This window comes from Pseudomonas sp. CCOS 191, from assembly GCF_001007005.1.
In the GTDB taxonomy this organism is placed as follows: Bacteria; Pseudomonadota; Gammaproteobacteria; order Pseudomonadales; family Pseudomonadaceae; genus Aquipseudomonas; species Aquipseudomonas soli.
In genome coordinates this window covers 1,508,028-1,523,001 of sequence record NZ_LN847264.1, presented here as the reverse complement: position 1 = coordinate 1,523,001, position 14,974 = coordinate 1,508,028, and the positions used below count along the sequence as shown (strand labels likewise).

Below are 14,974 nucleotides of genomic sequence, written 5' to 3'. Positions count from 1 at the left end.
CGCTTGCAGGCAATACCCACCCGCCCCTCGGCGGGAGCCGAGGGTCAGGGGGAACAACGGATGAACGAAGAGGGAGGGCTCAGGGTGCGGCGGTTTCGAAGATCATGCTCACCAGGCCCTGGTAGTTGCCAGGCACATAACCGGTGGCCGGCGCGGGCTGGGCCGCCACCTCGAAGCCGATGATCGCGCCCGGTGCCGCCTGGGTGGCGCTGACGACTTCGGCCGGGGTGGTCTGCAGCACGGTGTCGCCGACCTTGACGTCGAGGCCGATGTTTTCGGTGCCGCTGGCGATGACTGCCGGCGAAACCAGATAGGCGGTGATCGGGCCCACAGTGCTCTTGACCTGCAATTCCTTGCGGATCGGATCGAGCTTGGCCTGATACGAGTTCCAGGCCATTTCCTGCGGGTCGTTCATCCAGTTGCCGCCCACCGGCTCGACGAAGAAAGCGTCGGTCGGTACCTGGGCGGTCACCTGGACCTGCTTCTCGATCGGGTCCACCGCAAAAGCGGAGCCGGCGAAGAACATGGCCAGGGGAAGGGCGAGTAACGTACGTTTCACGAATCTGATCTCCTTGAAGTGGTCAATGCCTGCCGGCGCATGGCCAGCGGGTGAGGAGAAGTATTGGTGAACACGTCGCGGCGATGACTAAGACCGTTCCGAGCGAGCCTAAGAAATTTCCTAGCGGCAAGTAATGCGACAACTCTGGAAGCACAATGCCCCGGCATTGGCCGGGGCATTGTGTGTTCAGCTCAAGGTGTCAGTGCGATACCGCGCCACTGGCCCCAAGGCCGGTCTGCGAGCGGACGAACTGCGGGAAGAACAGCGCACGTTCGTTCTCGGCGGCCTTGGACTTGTCGGTGACCGAGAAGAACCAGATGCCGGCGAAAGCGATGATCATCGAGAACAGTGCCGGGTACTCGTACGGGTAGATGGCTTTCTCGTGGCCGAGGATCTGCACCCAGATGGTCGGGCCGAGGATCATCAGGCCCACCGCGCTGACCAGGCCCATCCAGCCACCGATCATGGCGCCGCGGGTGGTCAGTTTCTTCCAGTACATCGAAAGCAGCAGCACCGGGAAGTTGCAGCTGGCGGCGATGGAGAAGGCCAGGCCGACCATGAAGGCGATGTTCTGCTTCTCGAACAGAATCCCTAAGCCGATCGCCAGCACGCCCAGGGCGACGGTGGTGATCTTCGACACGCGGATCTCGTCCTTGTCGTTGGCCTTGCCCTTGCGCCAGACGCTGGCGTACAGGTCATGGGACACCGCCGAGGCGCCGGCCAGGGTCAGGCCCGCGACCACCGCGAGGATGGTGGCGAAGGCCACTGCCGAGATGAAGCCGAGGAATACACTGCCACCTACCGCGTCGGCCAGGTGTACCGCCGCCATGTTGTTGCCGCCGATCAGGGCGCCGGCGGCATCCTTGAAGTCGGGGTTGGTGCTGACCAGCAGGATCGCGCCGAAGCCGATGATGAAGGTCAGGATGTAGAAGTAACCGATGAAACCAGTGGCGTAGAGCACCGACTTGCGGGCTTCCTTGGCGTCGCTGACGGTGAAGAAGCGCATCAGGATGTGCGGCAGGCCGGCGGTGCCGAACATCAGCGCCAGGCCCAGCGAGAACGCCGAGATCGGGTCCTTGACCAGGCCGCCCGGGCTCATGATCGCCTCGCCCTTGGCATGCACCTTGATCGCCTCGGAGAACAGGGTGTTGAAGTCGAAGCCGACATGCTTCATCACCATCAGCGCCATGAAGCTGGCACCGGACAGCAGCAGCACCGCCTTGATGATCTGCACCCAGGTGGTGGCCAGCATGCCGCCGAACAGCACGTACAGGCACATCAGGATACCGACCAGGATCACCGCCACATGGTAGTCCAGGCCGAACAGCAGCTCGATGAGCTTGCCAGCACCCACCATCTGGGCGATCAGGTAGAACGCCACCACCACCAGCGAACCGGAAGCCGACAGGGTGCGGATTTCCTTTTGCCCAAGGCGATACGAGGCCACGTCGGCGAAGGTGTACTTGCCCAGGTTGCGCAGGCGTTCGGCAATCAGGAACAGGATGATCGGCCAGCCGACCAGGAAACCGATGGAGTAGATCAGGCCGTCGTAGCCCGAGGTGAACACCAGCGCGGAAATACCCAGGAACGAGGCCGCCGACATGTAGTCACCGGCAATTGCCAGGCCGTTCTGGAAACCGGTGATCTTGCCGCCGGCGGCATAGTAGTCGGCCGCCGACTTGTTGCGCTTGGAGGCCCAGTAGGTAATACCGAGGGTAAAGGCGACGAAGGCCACGAACATGGCGATGGCAGCGACGTTCAGCGGTTGTTTCTGCACCTCGCCGGTCAGGGCATCGGCGGCCCACACGGCGGGTGCGAAGGCACCGCAGGCCAGGACGGCCAGGGTTTTGGCGTGTCGGATCATTGCTTGGCCTCCTCGAGGATCGCCTTGTTCAACTCGTCGAATTCGCCGTTGGCGCGGCGCACATAGAGCGCGGTGAGCACGAATGCCGAGAGAATCAGCCCGACACCGAGGGGGATGCCCCAGGTGATCGACGAACCGGCACTGAGCTTGGCGCCCAGCACGTGCGGGCCATAGGCGATGAGGAGGATGAAGGCGCAATAGAGGCCGAGCATGATCGCCGAGAGGATCCAGGCGAAACGCTCGCGCTTGGTGACCAGTTCCTTGAAGCGCGGACTGTTCTGTATCGATTGGTAAATGCTGTCGTTCATTGTTTTTGTCCTAGCAGCACAGATTAGGGAGAACCCGACTCCACTTTATGCTGCCGCCGGACGCCAACCAGACGACCTTAGTCTTAGATGCAACGGTGTTTTGCAGATTTGGTAACAACCCTTGGGGCCGCTGCGGTTCGTCGCCACGACAAGCCAGCTCCCACAAAGGATCTGCGCCGCACCTGTGGGAGCCGGCTTGTCGTGGCGACGAACCGCGGCGAAAGGGCTGCACAGCAGCCCCATTTCAGGCCATCACTTGCCCGTCCACTCCTTGACCCGCTCCGGATGCTTGGCCACCCAGTCCTTGGCCGCAGCCTCGGGCTTGGCGCCTTCCTGGATCGCCAGCATCACCTCGCCGATCTCATCCTTGGACTGCCACTGGAACTTCTTGAGGAACTCGGCCACTTCCGGGGCCTTGCTCGCCAGTTCCTTGCTACCGATGCTGTTGACGGTTTCGGCGGCGCCGTACACGCCTTTTGGATCCTCGAGGAACTTCAGCTTCCATTTGGCGAACATCCAGTGCGGTACCCAGCCGGTCACGGCAATGGACTGTTGCTTGGCGTAGGAGCGGCCCAGTTCCGCGGTCATCGCCGCACCGGAGCTGGCGGTCAGCTTGTAACCGGTCAAGCCGTAGTCCTTGATGGCCTGATCGGTCTTGAGCATGACCCCGGAGCCGGCATCGATACCGACGATCTTCTGCTTGAAGCTCTGATCGGTCTTGAGATCTTCGATACTGTTGGCCTTGACGTACTCGGGGACGATCAGGCCGATCTTGGCGTCCTTGAAGTTGGGGCCGTAGTCGACCACGTTGTCCTTGTTCTTGGTCCAGTACTCGCCATGGGTCACCGGCAGCCAGGCCGAGAGCATGGCGTCGAGCTTGCCGGTGGCCACGCCCTGCCACATGATGCCGGTGGCAACGGCCTGCAGCTTCACGTCATAGCCGAGTTTCTGCCTGATCACTTCGGCGGCCACGTTGGTGGTGGCGACGCTGTCGGACCAGCCATCCACGTAACCGATGCTGACTTCCTTGGCCATTGCCTGCGCAGTACTCATGGCCAAAACCAGGGCGGTGCCCACGCCCAGGAAACGTCGCATTCTTGTAATAGTCGCCATCAAAGCATCCCTCGTCAGGTCTTGGAGATTGCATCATCGACCTGCCTCGGCCTGCGACCTGCTCTGTCAGCGACCTTCAGCGAGCGATCAGCGACAGCACTGTGCCATTAGCGCCATGCAACTGTGGCGGTCTGCGCGATCCTTGCATGCCAAAGGCTTGGCGCCGGGCTACTATCACGGGTCCTCGGGGCTGCGCAGCGGCCCCAGTTCCCGAATACGACGATGGACCGCCCGATGTTGCGCACGCTATACCTGCTCGCCAGCCTGCTCGCCTTCCTCTGTCTCGCCGCCCTCTGGTATGGGCTCGGCAGGCCGGTGCACCTACCCGATGCCGCCAGCCCGACGCACAAGCTGCAGTGCGCCTCGTATACCCCCTTCGACAAGGACCAGTCGCCCTTCGACCAGCCGTTCCGCCTGCGCCCGGCGCGCATGGACGCCGACCTGGCGTTGCTCAGCGAGCGTTTCCAGTGCATCCGCACCTATTCGATGACCGGCCTCGAGGCGCTCCCGGCGCTGGCGCGCAAACACGGGCTGAAAGTGATGCTCGGCGCCTGGGTCAACGCCAACCCGGTGGACACCGACAAGGAAGTCGAGTTACTGATCGCCGCGGCCAACGCCAACCCTGACGTGGTCAGCGCGGTGATCGTCGGCAACGAGGCGCTGTTGCGCAAGGAAGTCACCGGCGAGCGCCTGGCCGGCCTGATCGCCAAGGTCAAAAGCCAGGTCAGCGTGCCAGTGACCTACGCCGATGTCTGGGAGTTCTGGCTGCAGCATCCGCAGATCGCACCGGCGGTGGATTTCCTGACCATCCACCTGCTGCCCTACTGGGAGGACGAGCCTCGCGGCATTGATGCGGCGCTGGCCCATGTCGCCGAGGTACGCCAGGTATTCGGCAACCGCTTTGCGCCCAAGGACATCCTGATCGGCGAAACCGGCTGGCCCAGCGAGGGCCGCCAGCGTGAAACCGCCGAGCCGAGCCGGGTCAACGAGGCCCGCTTCATCCGCGGCTTCGTCGCCCTGGCCGAAGCCAACGGCTGGCGCTACAACCTGATCGAAGCCTTCGACCAGCCGTGGAAGCGCGCCAGCGAAGGTGCCGTGGGCGGCTACTGGGGGCTGTACGACGCCGACCGCCACGATAAGGGCGTGCTCGAAGGGCCGGTGAGCAACCTGGCACTGTGGCCACAATGGTTGCTGGCCAGCGTGATTCTGATGCTGGCGACCCTGGCCCTGGCCGGGCGCCCGACCGACCAGCGCGCCGCCCTGCTGCTGCCGTTGCTGGCGGCCCTGGGCGCCGGCTGTCTGGGACTGTGGGGTGAGCTGATGCGCACCAACGCGCGTTTTGCCGGCGAATGGCTGTGGGCGTTTGCCCTGGCCGGGCTGAACCTGCTGGTGCTGGCCCACGGCGCGCTGGCGCTGGCCCGCCGTGACGGCTGGCGCCAGCGGCTGTTCGCCTGGCTCGAGGCGCACGCAGGTACATGGTTGCTGGCGGCAGGGTTCGCAGCGGCGGTAAGCATGCTGGCGATGGTGTTCGATCCGCGCTATCGCAGTTTCCCCAGCGCGGCATTGCTGCTGCCGGCGCTGGTCTATCTGTTGCGGCCAGTACCGGCGCGGCGGGCGGAGGTGGCGCTGCTGGCCTTCATCGTAGGTGCCGGAGTGGCGCCGCAGCTGTTCCGCGAAGGGCTGCAGAACCCGCAGGCGTGGGGCTGGGCGGTGGTCAGCGTGTTGATGGTCGGGGCGTTGTGGCGCAGCCTGAGGTTGCGCCCGGCGTGAAACCCAGCGCGAGGACTTCGTCCTCGATTCGCCGGCAAGCCGGCTCCCACAGAAAAGCGCGTCAGACCTTGCCGGCGATGGGCCGCCTCAGCGGCCCCGCATCACCGTACCAGCCGCAACCCCGCCAGGACCAACGCAAACACCGCGATGCTCGCGGTATACAGCACCAGCGCCGGCACCCCGAACACCAACGCCAGCACCGCCAGCCACCAGCCGCCCCGTCCCGGCCACAGCTGGCAGACCAGCGCCAGGCCCAGCGCCCCCCAGGCCATGACCTGGAAATGAATTCCCAGCCCGAGCAATGATCGCGCCTGGCACTGCCAGATCGCCCCTGGGGCGCTGCACACCCCCACCCACTGGGCATCCTCCATCAACCCATAACGCACGCCATAGCTGGCCGCCAGCCACAGGCCCAGGCACGCCAGCAAGACAAAGAGTGGCCACGTACGAGACATCCGGTTCTCCAACAGCGGTAATGGAAACGCTGCATGATCCCCCAGCGGGGTGATGAAAGGCAAAATCATGGCCAGGCAGCTATGTTGCACAAGACAAACGTTGGCTGGCGCGGCAACATCTGGTGCGACGAACGACAGGGCGACGGGCAACTTTGTCTGGCCCGCCGTGGTCCTAGTGTCCTGTCCTGGAAACAAGACGTTCACTTCTGCCCGCAAAGGTGAAGGTTTTTCCGAGACAGGACACTAGCCTGCGTACCGCACGACCTTGCATTTTCCTTGGGGGACTACATGCTTCGATCTTTGCGCCTTGCCGCCCTGCTCGGTGGCCTGCTCATGGCGGCGGCCGCCTCGGCGCGGGATATCGATGCCGCGAGCTACGGTTACCCGTTGACCAACCCGTTCGAGGCGACCATCGCCACCACGCCGCCGGAGCAGCGCCCGACGCTGCCCAGCGACGATGACATCGACCAGTCCGACTACAGCCTCACCCTGCGCCCGGAGCGCGAGTTCACCCTGCCCGACAACTTCTGGTCGGTGAAGAAGCTGCGCTACCGCCTGGCCAGGCAAGACCACGAAGCGCCGCTGATCTTCCTGATCGCCGGCACCGGCGCGCCCTACTCCAGCAGCATCAACGAGTACCTGAAGAAGCTGTTCTACCAGGCCGGCTACCATGTGGTGCAGCTGTCCTCGCCCACCAGTTGGGACTTCATGAGCGCAGCCTCGCGCTTCGCCACCCCCGGGGTGTCGAGCGAGGACGCCAAGGACCTGTACCGGGTCATGCAGGCGGTGCGTGCCCAGCAAGCGCGCCTGCCGGTCAGCGAGTATTACCTCACTGGCTACAGCCTGGGCGCACTGGACGCGGCGTTCGTCAGCAAGCTCGACGAAACCCGCCAGAGCTTCAAGTTCAAGCGTGTGCTGCTGCTCAACCCGCCGGTCAACCTGTACACCTCGATCACCAACCTGGACAAGCTGGTGCAGACCCGGGTCAAGGGCATCGACCGCAGCACCACCTTCTATGAACTGATGCTGGAAAAGCTCACCCGCTACTTCCAGGACAAGGGCTACATCGACCTCAACGATGCGTTGCTCTACGACTTCCAGAAGTCGCGGGAGCACCTGTCCAATGAGCAGATGGCCATGCTCATCGGCACCTCGTTCCGCTTCTCGGCCGCCGACATCGCCTTTACCTCCGACCTGATCAACCGTCGCGGGCTGATCATTCCGCCGAAGTTCCCGATCACCGAAGGCAGCAGCCTGGAGCCCTTCTTCAAACGGGCCCTGCAGTGCGACTTCGACTGCTACCTGACCGAGCAGGTGATCCCCATGTGGCGCGCGCGCACCGACGGCAACAGCCTGCTGCAACTGGTCGACCAGGTGAGCCTGTACGCGTTGGAGGACTATCTGCGCGACAACCCGAAGATCGCCGTGATGCATAACGCCGACGATGTGATCCTCGGCCCCGGCGACATCGGCTTCCTGCGCCGGGTATTCGGCGAACGCCTGACGCTCTACCCCCATGGCGGCCATTGCGGCAACCTCAACTACCGCGTCAACAGCGACGCCATGCTGGAGTTCTTCCGTGGTTAACAGACTGCTGCTCGTCACCGCCCTGCTCGCCAGCGGCTGCGCCCTGGCCGAGGAAGTCGCGCCGCGTGCCAGCGTGGTCGAGGCCGACAAGACCGAAACGCTCACCGTGGAATCCGACGGTTTCGTCGACCCGCTGCGCGAACTGAAATTCAACCCCGGCCTGGACCAGCGCGAGTTCGAACGCTCGACCCTGGCCGCGCTGAACATCTACGACCCGCTGGAGTCGCTGAACCGACGCATCTACCACTTCAACTACCGCTTCGACGAGTGGGTGTTCCTGCCGGTGGTCGACGGCTACCGCTACATTACCCCGAGCTTCGTGCGCACCGGGGTGAGCAACTTCTTCAACAACCTGGGTGATGTGCCCAACCTGTTCAACAGTGTGCTGCAGCTCAAGCCCAAGCGTTCGGCGCAGATCACCGCCCGATTGATGTTCAACACCATCATCGGGGTCGGCGGCTTGTGGGACCCGGCGACCAAGATGGGCCTGCCTCGGCAGAGCGAGGATTTCGGCCAGACCCTGGGCTTCTACGGGGTGCCGGACGGACCGTACCTGATGCTGCCGATCCTCGGCCCGTCGAACCTGCGCGACACCACCGGGCTGGTGGTGGATTACGTGGGGGAGAAGGAAATCAACTACCTGAACGTACCCGACACCGCCAGCGACCACCCGGAGCTCACCGTGCTGCGGGCAGTGGACAAGCGCTACACCACCAACTTCCGCTACGGGCAGACCAACTCACCGTTCGAGTACGAGAAGCTGCGATACGTGTACACCCAGTCGCGCAAGTTGCAGATCGCCGAATAAGCATGCGGCCGCTGCGGTTGGTCGCCACGACTTGCCGTGGCGACCAACCGCAGCGAAATGGCCAATACAGGAAGCCTCAAATTCCCAGGAACTGGCACAGTTCCCGTTTCTTGGCCAAGGCATCCTTGCGCCCCAACTCGATCAGTTCGCTGCAATAGCTCGCCTCGAACAGCAGGTAGCTCAGCACCCCTGCCCCGCTGGTCTTGGTCGCCCCCGGCCCGCGCAGGAACAGCCTCAGCGCCGCCGGCAGCTCGCGGCGGTGACGGGCGGCAATCTCGTCCAGCGGCTGGCTGGGCGCCACCACCAGCACCTCGATCGGCGCCAACCCCAGGCGCCGGGCGTCCAGGTGCGCCGGCAGCAGGTGACTGAGATGGTTGAGCCGCTGCAGCAGCTCGATATCGTCCTCGAGGCTGTCGATGAAGGTGCTGTTGAGCATATGCCCGCCGATTTGCGCCAGGCTCGGTTGCTGGCCGCTGAACACGCGCTGGGTCGGCAAGGGTGGCGAGGGTCGCTGGGGGTTGCCGCTGACCCCGACTACCAGGACGCGACTGGCACCCAGGTGCAGCGCCGGGCTGATCGGCGCCGGCTGGCGCACCGCGCCATCACCGAAGTACTCCTCGCCCAGGCGTACCGGGGCGAACAGCAACGGGATCGCCGAACTGGCCAGCAGGTGGTCGATGGTCAGCGGCGTGGGCATGCCGATGCGGCGGTGGCGCAACCAGGGTTCGATGGTGTCGCGGCCCTGGTAGAAGGTCACCGCCTGGCCGGACTCGTAGCCAAACGCGGTCACGGCGATGGCACGCAACTGATTGGCCGCCAGGGAGTGGGCGATGCCATCCAGGTTCAGATGCTCGTGCAGCAGGCCGCGCAATGGGCGGCTGTCGAGCAGTGCCACCGGCACCTGGCCGCCGAGGCCCAGCAGGCTGTGGCCGACGAAGCGACTGGCCTGGCGGATCACGCCTGGCCAGTCGCTGCGTAGCACCAGGTGGCTGCGAAAGTTCTGCCAGAATGCCGTCAGTTGCTGTACCGACTCGGCGAAGCGGGTGGCGCCGCTGGCCAGCTTGACCGCGTTGATCGCGCCAGCCGAGGTGCCGACGATCACCGGGAACGGATTGGCGGCGCCCGGCGGCAGCAGCTCGGCGATGCCGGCCAGCACGCCGACCTGGTAGGCGGCGCGGGCACCGCCGCCGGAGAGGATCAGGCCGGTGGTTGAGGTCATGCATCCTTCCTGGAGTCAGTGGTTGCCAGTACCGGCCCTGTCGCGGGGCAAGCCCGCGCCCTAACGCTTTTTCTTGTCGTACAGCCGTGGTTCGCCTTCAGGCCGCGATTTGAAGCGCCGATGCGCCCACAGGTACTGCTCCGGGCACTCGCGCAGCACACCCTCGACCCACTGGTTGATGCGCAGGCAGTCGGCCTCCTCGGTTTCGCCGGGGAAGTCTTCGAGCGGCGGGTGCACCACCAGGCGATAGCCGCTGCCATCCTCCAGGCGCTTCTGGGTGAACGGAATCACCCGCGCCTTGCCCAGCCGGGCGAACTTGGTGGTGGCGGTGACGGTGGCCGCGGGGATACCGAACAGCGGCACGAAGATACTCTGCTTGATGCCGTAGTCCTGATCCGGCGCGTACCAGATCGCCCGGCCCTTGCGCAGCAGCTTGAGCATGCCGCGCACGTCGTCGCGCTCCACCGCCAGCGAGTCGGCGTTGTGGCGCTCGCGGCCGCGGCGCTGGATGAAGTCGAACACCGGGTTGCCATGTTCGCGGTACATGCCGTCGATGGTATGCACCTGGCCCAGCAAGGCGGCGCCGATCTCTAGGGTGGTGAAGTGCACGGCCATGAGGATCGCCCCCTCACCTTCACGCTGGGCGGCCTGCAGGTGCTCGATGCCCTCGATGTGGGCCAGGCGCGCCAGCCGGGCCTTTGGCCACCACCAGCTCATGGCCATCTCGAAGAAGGCGATGCCGGTGGAGGCGAAGTTTTCCTTGAGCAGGCGCTGCCGTTCGTCGCCGGACAGCGCCGGGAAGCACAGTTCCAGGTTGCGCGCGGCGATGCGTCGGCGCTCACCCGCCAGCCGGTACATCACCGCGCCCAGGGCGCGCCCCAGCCCCAGCAAGGCCCGGTACGGCAGCTGGGCGACCAGCCACAGCAGGCCCAGGCCCAGCCACAGGCCCCAGAATCGCGGGTGAAGGAAAGAGGATCGAAAACGCGGGCGTTCCATTGAAGCTTCCGGCAAGACATGAGCCCGGCATTCTACATCGGTTGCGGGCAAACGGTCTTATCGCTATAAGTCAGGGCACTTTTTTCGCAACAAGCCGTCTATGCAGACCATGAGCCCCAACCAGACACCCGACAACGCCCCCGTGTTCCAGCTCAAGGGCAGCATGCTTGCCATCACCGTGCTGGAACTGGCGCGCAACGACCTCGAGTCCCTCGACCGCCAGCTGGCGGCGAAGGTCGCGCAGGCGCCGAATTTCTTCAGCAACACGCCGTTGGTGCTGGCCCTGGACAAGCTGCCCCATGACGAAGGCGCCATCGACCTGCCCAGGCTGATGCGCGTGTGCCGTCACCATGGCCTGCGCACCCTGGCGATCCGCGCCAGCCGCATCGAGGACATCGCCGCCGCGATCGCCATCGACCTGCCGGTGCTGCCGCCGTCCGGCGCCCGCGAACGGCCGCTCGAGCCGGAGCCCGAGGTGAAGAAGCCCGAGCCCGCGCCTGCGCCGCCAGCTGCGCCGGCCGAACCCGAAGTTCGCCCGACGCGGATCATCACCTCGACGGTGCGCGGCGGCCAGCAGATCTACGCCCAGGGCGGCGACCTGGTGGTGACCGGTTCGGTCAGCCCCGGCGCGGAACTTCTTGCCGATGGCAACATCCATGTGTACGGCGCCATGCGTGGCCGTGCCCTGGCCGGTATCAAGGGCAATACCAAGGCGCGGATCTTCTGCCTGCAGATGACTGCGGAAATGGTCTCCATCGCCGGCCAGTACAAAGTGTGCGAAGACCTGCGCCGCGACCCGCTGTGGGGTTCGGGCGTACAGGTCAGCCTGTCCGGCGACGTGTTGAACATCACCCGTCTTTAACGGATACTTGCCGGCATTTTTAGCGCAACTTTTTTCCCGTTGCCGTTTTTTGTATTTGCAGGGACGTCTGTCCCGAATTATTTAGGGGTGAAACACCTTGGCCAAGATTCTCGTGGTTACTTCCGGCAAGGGGGGTGTGGGCAAGACCACCACCAGCGCCGCCATCGGTACCGGCCTCGCACTGCGCGGGCACAAGACAGTCATCGTCGACTTCGACGTCGGCCTGCGTAACCTCGACCTGATCATGGGCTGCGAACGCCGCGTGGTGTACGACTTCGTCAACGTGGTCAACGGCGAAGCCAACCTGCAGCAGGCCCTGATCAAGGACAAGCGCCTGGAAAACCTGTTCGTGCTGGCCGCCAGCCAGACCCGCGACAAGGACGCGCTGACCAAGGAAGGCGTCGAAAAGGTACTGATGGAGCTCAAGGACCAGTTCGACTTCGTGGTCTGCGACTCGCCGGCCGGTATCGAGAAAGGTGCGCACCTGGCGATGTACTTCGCCGACGAAGCCATCGTCGTGACCAACCCCGAGGTTTCGTCGGTACGTGACTCCGACCGCATGATCGGCCTGCTGTCGAGCAAGTCGCGCCGTGCCGAACAGGGCGAAGACCCGATCAAGGAACACCTGCTGATCACCCGCTACCACCCCGAGCGCGTCGAAAAGGGCGAAATGCTTGGCGTCGAGGACGTCAAGGAAATCCTCTCGGTCGAACTGCTGGGTGTCATCCCCGAATCCCAAGCCGTGCTCAAGGCCTCCAACCAGGGCATCCCGGTCATTCTCGATGACCAGAGCGATGCAGGCCAGGCGTACAGCGACACCGTCGACCGCCTGCTGGGCAAGCCCAAGCCACTGCGGTTCATCGAAGTGCCGAAGCAAGGATTCTTCGCGCGCCTGTTTGGAGGCAAATAAACCATGAACCTTTTTGACTTCTTTCGTGGCAGACAGAAACAGAGCAGCGCGTCGGTAGCGAAAGAGCGTCTACAGATCATCGTGGCGCACGAGCGTGGCCAGCGCAGCACCCCGGACTACCTGCCTGCCTTGCAGAAGGAGCTGGTCGAGGTGATCCGCAAGTACGTCAACATCGGCAACGACGACGTACAGATCGAACTGGAAAACCAGGGCAGCTGCTCGATTCTGGAACTGAACATCACCCTGCCTGATCGCTGATCGCGCAGCTGGGTGTAATCATTGGGGCTGCTTTGCAGCCCATCGCCGGCAAGCCGGCTCCCACAGACAACGCGGGACCCTGTGGGAGCCGGCTTGCCGGCGATGGGCCGCAAGGCGGCCCCAGTGCTTTCCGCCATTTCACCGAGACCTAGCAATGCCGCTGTCGAACATCCAGATCCTTCACGAAGACGCCGCCGTCCTGGTGATCAACAAGCCGACCCTGCTGTTGTCGGTGCCGGGCCGCGCCGAGGACAACAAGGACTGCCTGATCACCCGCCTGCAGGAAAACGGCTACCCGGAAGCCCTGATCGTCCACCGCCTGGACTGGGAAACCTCGGGGATCATCCTGCTCGCCCGCGACGCCGACAGCCATCGTGAACTGTCACGCCAGTTCCACGACCGCGAGACCGAAAAGGCCTATACCGCGCTGTGCTGGGGCCAGCCCGCGCTCGACAGCGGCAGCATCGACCTGCCCCTGCGTTACGACCCGCCGACCAAGCCGCGCCACGTGGTCGACCATGAGCAAGGCAAGCATGCCCTGACCTTCTGGCGCATCGTCGAGCGCTGCGGCGATCACTGCCGGGTCGAACTGACGCCGATCACCGGGCGCTCGCACCAGCTGCGCGTGCACATGCTGTCGATCGGCCACCCGCTGCTCGGCGACCGGCTGTACGCCAACCCCGAGGCGCTGGCGGCCCATGAGCGGCTGTGCCTGCATGCCTCGATGCTGAGCTTTACCCATCCGGTGTCTGGCGAACGCCTGAAATTCGAGTGTCCGGCGCCGTTCTAAGGCACTGGCCAATCGCGGGGCGCTGCCACGCCTCGCGATGGCTCGACACAAATTTTCGAGCATTTACGCTAAACTCGCGCCACTGCTGTCTGGAGTGACTTATGCGCGATGCCCTGAACGCCGGCCTGATCGAATTCCTCAAGGCCTCCCCGACGCCCTTCCACGCCACCGCCAGCCTCGCGCAACGCCTCGAGGCCGCCGGCTACCAGCGCCTGGACGAACGCGACAGCTGGGCCACCGTGCCTGGCGGCCGCTACTACGTGACCCGTAACGATTCCTCGATCATCGCCATCAAGCTCGGCAAGCATTCGCCGCTGATCGGCGGTATCCGCATGGTCGGCGCCCACACCGACAGCCCATGCCTGCGGGTCAAGCCGCAGCCCGAACTGCAGCGCCAGGGCTTCCTGCAACTGGGCGTCGAAGTCTATGGCGGCGCCCTGCTTGCCCCTTGGTTCGACCGCGACCTGTCGCTGGCCGGCCGGGTCACTTTCCGCCGTGACGGCAAGGTGGAAAGCCAGCTGATCGACTTCAAGCTGCCGATCGCGGTGATCCCGAACCTGGCGATCCACCTCAACCGCACCGCCAACGAAGGCTGGCAGATCAACCCGCAGACCGAACTGCCACCGATCCTGGCGCAGGTCGCCGGCGACGAGCGCGTCGACTTCCGCGCCCTGCTCACCGAGCAGCTGGCCCGCGAACACGACCTCAACGCCGACGTGGTGCTGGATTACGAGCTGAGCTTCTACGACACCCAGGACGCCGCATTGATCGGCCTGAACGGCGACTTCATCGCCGCCGCCCGCCTGGACAACCTGCTGTCGTGCTACGCCGGCCTGCAGGCGCTGCTGAACGCCGAAGGCGACGAGACCTGCGTACTGGTGTGCAACGACCACGAGGAAGTCGGCTCCTGCTCGGCCTGCGGCGCCGATGGCCCGATGCTCGAACAGACCCTGCAGCGCCTGCTGCCCGATGGCGACGACTATGTGCGCACCATCCAGCGCTCGCTGATGGTCTCGGCCGACAATGCCCACGGCGTGCACCCCAACTACGCCGACAAGCACGACGGCAACCACGGCCCCAAGCTCAACGCAGGCCCGGTGATCAAGGTCAACAACAACCAGCGCTACGCCACCAACAGCGAAACCGCCGGGTTCTTCCGCCACCTGTGCATGGCCGAGGAAGTCCCGGTGCAGAGCTTCGTGGTGCGCAGCGACATGGGCTGCGGCTCGACCATCGGCCCGATCACCGCCAGCCACCTGGGCGTGCGTACGGTGGATATCGGCCTGCCGACCTTCGCCATGCACTCGATCCGCGAGCTGTGCGGCAGCCATGACCTGGCCCACCTGGTGAAGGTGCTCGGCGCCTTCTACCGCAGCCGCGAACTGCCCTGAGGCCACAAACCATACCCCATTGATCCGGCATGACCTCTGTAGGAGCGGCTTTTAGCCGCGATCACCCGCGAAGCGGGTGCCATA

Annotated in this window: 15 protein-coding genes; 8 read left to right on the top strand and 7 right to left on the bottom strand. The window is 64.6% G+C overall.

Annotation, left to right across the window (positions count from 1 at the left end; genetic code table 11):
- Positions 1–79: 79 nt before the first annotated feature.
- The 4 genes from CCOS191_RS06925 to CCOS191_RS06910 all read right to left on the bottom strand — a co-directional run bounded on the left by CCOS191_RS06925 (position 80) and on the right by CCOS191_RS06910 (position 3,844).
- Complete coding sequence (locus CCOS191_RS06925; RefSeq protein WP_046854580.1) at positions 80–559, bottom strand: CS1 type fimbrial major subunit; 480 nt, start codon at positions 557–559, stop codon at positions 80–82.
- Positions 560–758: 199 nt separating this feature from the next.
- Positions 759–2,423 carry a cation acetate symporter gene (locus tag CCOS191_RS06920; RefSeq protein WP_038706600.1) on the bottom strand — a complete coding sequence of 555 codons (1,665 nt, stop codon included), beginning with the start codon at positions 2,421–2,423 and terminating at the stop codon, positions 759–761.
- Positions 2,420–2,731 (bottom strand): DUF485 domain-containing protein, encoded by a 312-nt coding sequence (locus CCOS191_RS06915; protein WP_023629970.1) that lies wholly within the window; start codon positions 2,729–2,731, stop codon positions 2,420–2,422. The genes CCOS191_RS06920 and CCOS191_RS06915 overlap by 4 nt, the downstream gene beginning before the upstream one ends.
- 252 nt (positions 2,732–2,983) lie before the next feature.
- On the bottom strand, positions 2,984–3,844 hold the full coding sequence (locus CCOS191_RS06910; protein WP_031314875.1) for a glycine betaine ABC transporter substrate-binding protein: 861 nt from the start codon (positions 3,842–3,844) through the stop codon (positions 2,984–2,986).
- 222 nt (positions 3,845–4,066) lie between these two features.
- Between CCOS191_RS06910 and CCOS191_RS06905 the strand changes: the two genes are divergently transcribed.
- Positions 4,067–5,614 (top strand): glycoside hydrolase family 17 protein, encoded by a 1,548-nt coding sequence (locus CCOS191_RS06905; protein WP_046854579.1) that lies wholly within the window; start codon positions 4,067–4,069, stop codon positions 5,612–5,614.
- A 101-nt stretch (positions 5,615–5,715) separates the two neighbouring features.
- Here the strand turns inward: CCOS191_RS06905 and CCOS191_RS06900 are convergent, their stop codons facing one another.
- The gene (locus tag CCOS191_RS06900) at positions 5,716–6,069 is read right to left on the bottom strand and encodes a hypothetical protein (protein ID WP_046854578.1); all 354 of its coding nucleotides are present in this window, start codon (positions 6,067–6,069) and stop codon (positions 5,716–5,718) included.
- A gap of 288 nt (positions 6,070–6,357) precedes the next feature.
- Between CCOS191_RS06900 and CCOS191_RS06895 the strand changes: the two genes are divergently transcribed.
- On the top strand, positions 6,358–7,656 hold the full coding sequence (locus tag CCOS191_RS06895) for a serine/threonine protein kinase (RefSeq protein ID WP_046854577.1): 1,299 nt from the start codon (positions 6,358–6,360) through the stop codon (positions 7,654–7,656).
- Positions 7,649–8,464: an MlaA family lipoprotein gene (locus CCOS191_RS06890; RefSeq protein ID WP_046854576.1), complete on the top strand. Its 816-nt coding sequence runs from the start codon at positions 7,649–7,651 to the stop codon at positions 8,462–8,464. Before CCOS191_RS06895 ends, CCOS191_RS06890 begins: the two co-directional genes overlap by 8 nt.
- A gap of 76 nt (positions 8,465–8,540) precedes the next feature.
- On the opposite strand, the gene CCOS191_RS06885 is transcribed toward CCOS191_RS06890, so the two are convergent.
- Together CCOS191_RS06885 and CCOS191_RS06880 are read right to left on the bottom strand one after the other, a co-directional pair.
- A complete protein-coding gene (locus CCOS191_RS06885) occupies positions 8,541–9,683 on the bottom strand; it encodes a patatin-like phospholipase family protein (protein ID WP_046854575.1) in 1,143 nt (380 codons plus the stop codon).
- Between the two features lie 60 nt (positions 9,684–9,743).
- Positions 9,744–10,679, bottom strand: a complete 936-nt coding sequence (locus CCOS191_RS06880; RefSeq protein WP_046854574.1) for a lipid A biosynthesis lauroyl acyltransferase — start codon at positions 10,677–10,679, stop codon at positions 9,744–9,746.
- A gap of 100 nt (positions 10,680–10,779) precedes the next feature.
- Here CCOS191_RS06880 and minC point away from each other — a divergent pair, with 100 nt between their 5' ends.
- The 5 genes from minC to CCOS191_RS06855 all read left to right on the top strand — a co-directional run bounded on the left by minC (position 10,780) and on the right by CCOS191_RS06855 (position 14,890).
- Positions 10,780–11,541, top strand: coding sequence for a septum site-determining protein MinC (gene minC / locus CCOS191_RS06875; RefSeq protein ID WP_046854573.1), 762 nt, complete (start codon positions 10,780–10,782; stop codon positions 11,539–11,541).
- Between the two features lie 97 nt (positions 11,542–11,638).
- Positions 11,639–12,451 (top strand): septum site-determining protein MinD, encoded by an 813-nt coding sequence (gene minD, locus CCOS191_RS06870; RefSeq protein WP_023631119.1) that lies wholly within the window; start codon positions 11,639–11,641, stop codon positions 12,449–12,451.
- 3 nt (positions 12,452–12,454) lie between these two features.
- Positions 12,455–12,709, top strand: a complete 255-nt coding sequence (gene minE / locus CCOS191_RS06865; RefSeq protein ID WP_023631120.1) for a cell division topological specificity factor MinE — start codon at positions 12,455–12,457, stop codon at positions 12,707–12,709.
- Positions 12,710–12,863: 154 nt separating this feature from the next.
- Positions 12,864–13,499: an RluA family pseudouridine synthase gene (locus tag CCOS191_RS06860; RefSeq protein ID WP_046854572.1), complete on the top strand. Its 636-nt coding sequence runs from the start codon at positions 12,864–12,866 to the stop codon at positions 13,497–13,499.
- A 101-nt stretch (positions 13,500–13,600) separates the two neighbouring features.
- Positions 13,601–14,890, top strand: coding sequence for a M18 family aminopeptidase (locus CCOS191_RS06855; protein WP_023631594.1), 1,290 nt, complete (start codon positions 13,601–13,603; stop codon positions 14,888–14,890).
- The last annotated feature ends 84 nt before the right edge of the window (positions 14,891–14,974 follow it).

What these genes read in the sequence shown, in the direction of transcription:
- CCOS191_RS06920 (WP_038706600.1), bottom strand. Translation starts at nt 2,423, where the DNA reads ATGATCCGACACGCCAAAACCCTGGCCGTCCTGGCCTGCGGTGCCTTC.
- CCOS191_RS06915 (WP_023629970.1), bottom strand. Translation starts at nt 2,731, where the DNA reads ATGAACGACAGCATTTACCAATCGATACAGAACAGTCCGCGCTTCAAG.
- CCOS191_RS06910 (WP_031314875.1), bottom strand. Translation starts at nt 3,844, where the DNA reads ATGGCGACTATTACAAGAATGCGACGTTTCCTGGGCGTGGGCACCGCC.
- CCOS191_RS06905 (WP_046854579.1), top strand. Translation starts at nt 4,067, where the DNA reads ATGGACCGCCCGATGTTGCGCACGCTATACCTGCTCGCCAGCCTGCTC.
- CCOS191_RS06900 (WP_046854578.1), bottom strand. Translation starts at nt 6,069, where the DNA reads ATGTCTCGTACGTGGCCACTCTTTGTCTTGCTGGCGTGCCTGGGCCTG.
- CCOS191_RS06895 (WP_046854577.1), top strand. Translation starts at nt 6,358, where the DNA reads ATGCTTCGATCTTTGCGCCTTGCCGCCCTGCTCGGTGGCCTGCTCATG.
- CCOS191_RS06885 (WP_046854575.1), bottom strand. Translation starts at nt 9,683, where the DNA reads ATGACCTCAACCACCGGCCTGATCCTCTCCGGCGGCGGTGCCCGCGCC.
- CCOS191_RS06880 (WP_046854574.1), bottom strand. Translation starts at nt 10,679, where the DNA reads ATGGAACGCCCGCGTTTTCGATCCTCTTTCCTTCACCCGCGATTCTGG.
- minC (WP_046854573.1), top strand. Translation starts at nt 10,780, where the DNA reads ATGCAGACCATGAGCCCCAACCAGACACCCGACAACGCCCCCGTGTTC.
- minE (WP_023631120.1), top strand. Translation starts at nt 12,455, where the DNA reads ATGAACCTTTTTGACTTCTTTCGTGGCAGACAGAAACAGAGCAGCGCG.
- CCOS191_RS06860 (WP_046854572.1), top strand. Translation starts at nt 12,864, where the DNA reads ATGCCGCTGTCGAACATCCAGATCCTTCACGAAGACGCCGCCGTCCTG.
- CCOS191_RS06855 (WP_023631594.1), top strand. Translation starts at nt 13,601, where the DNA reads ATGCGCGATGCCCTGAACGCCGGCCTGATCGAATTCCTCAAGGCCTCC.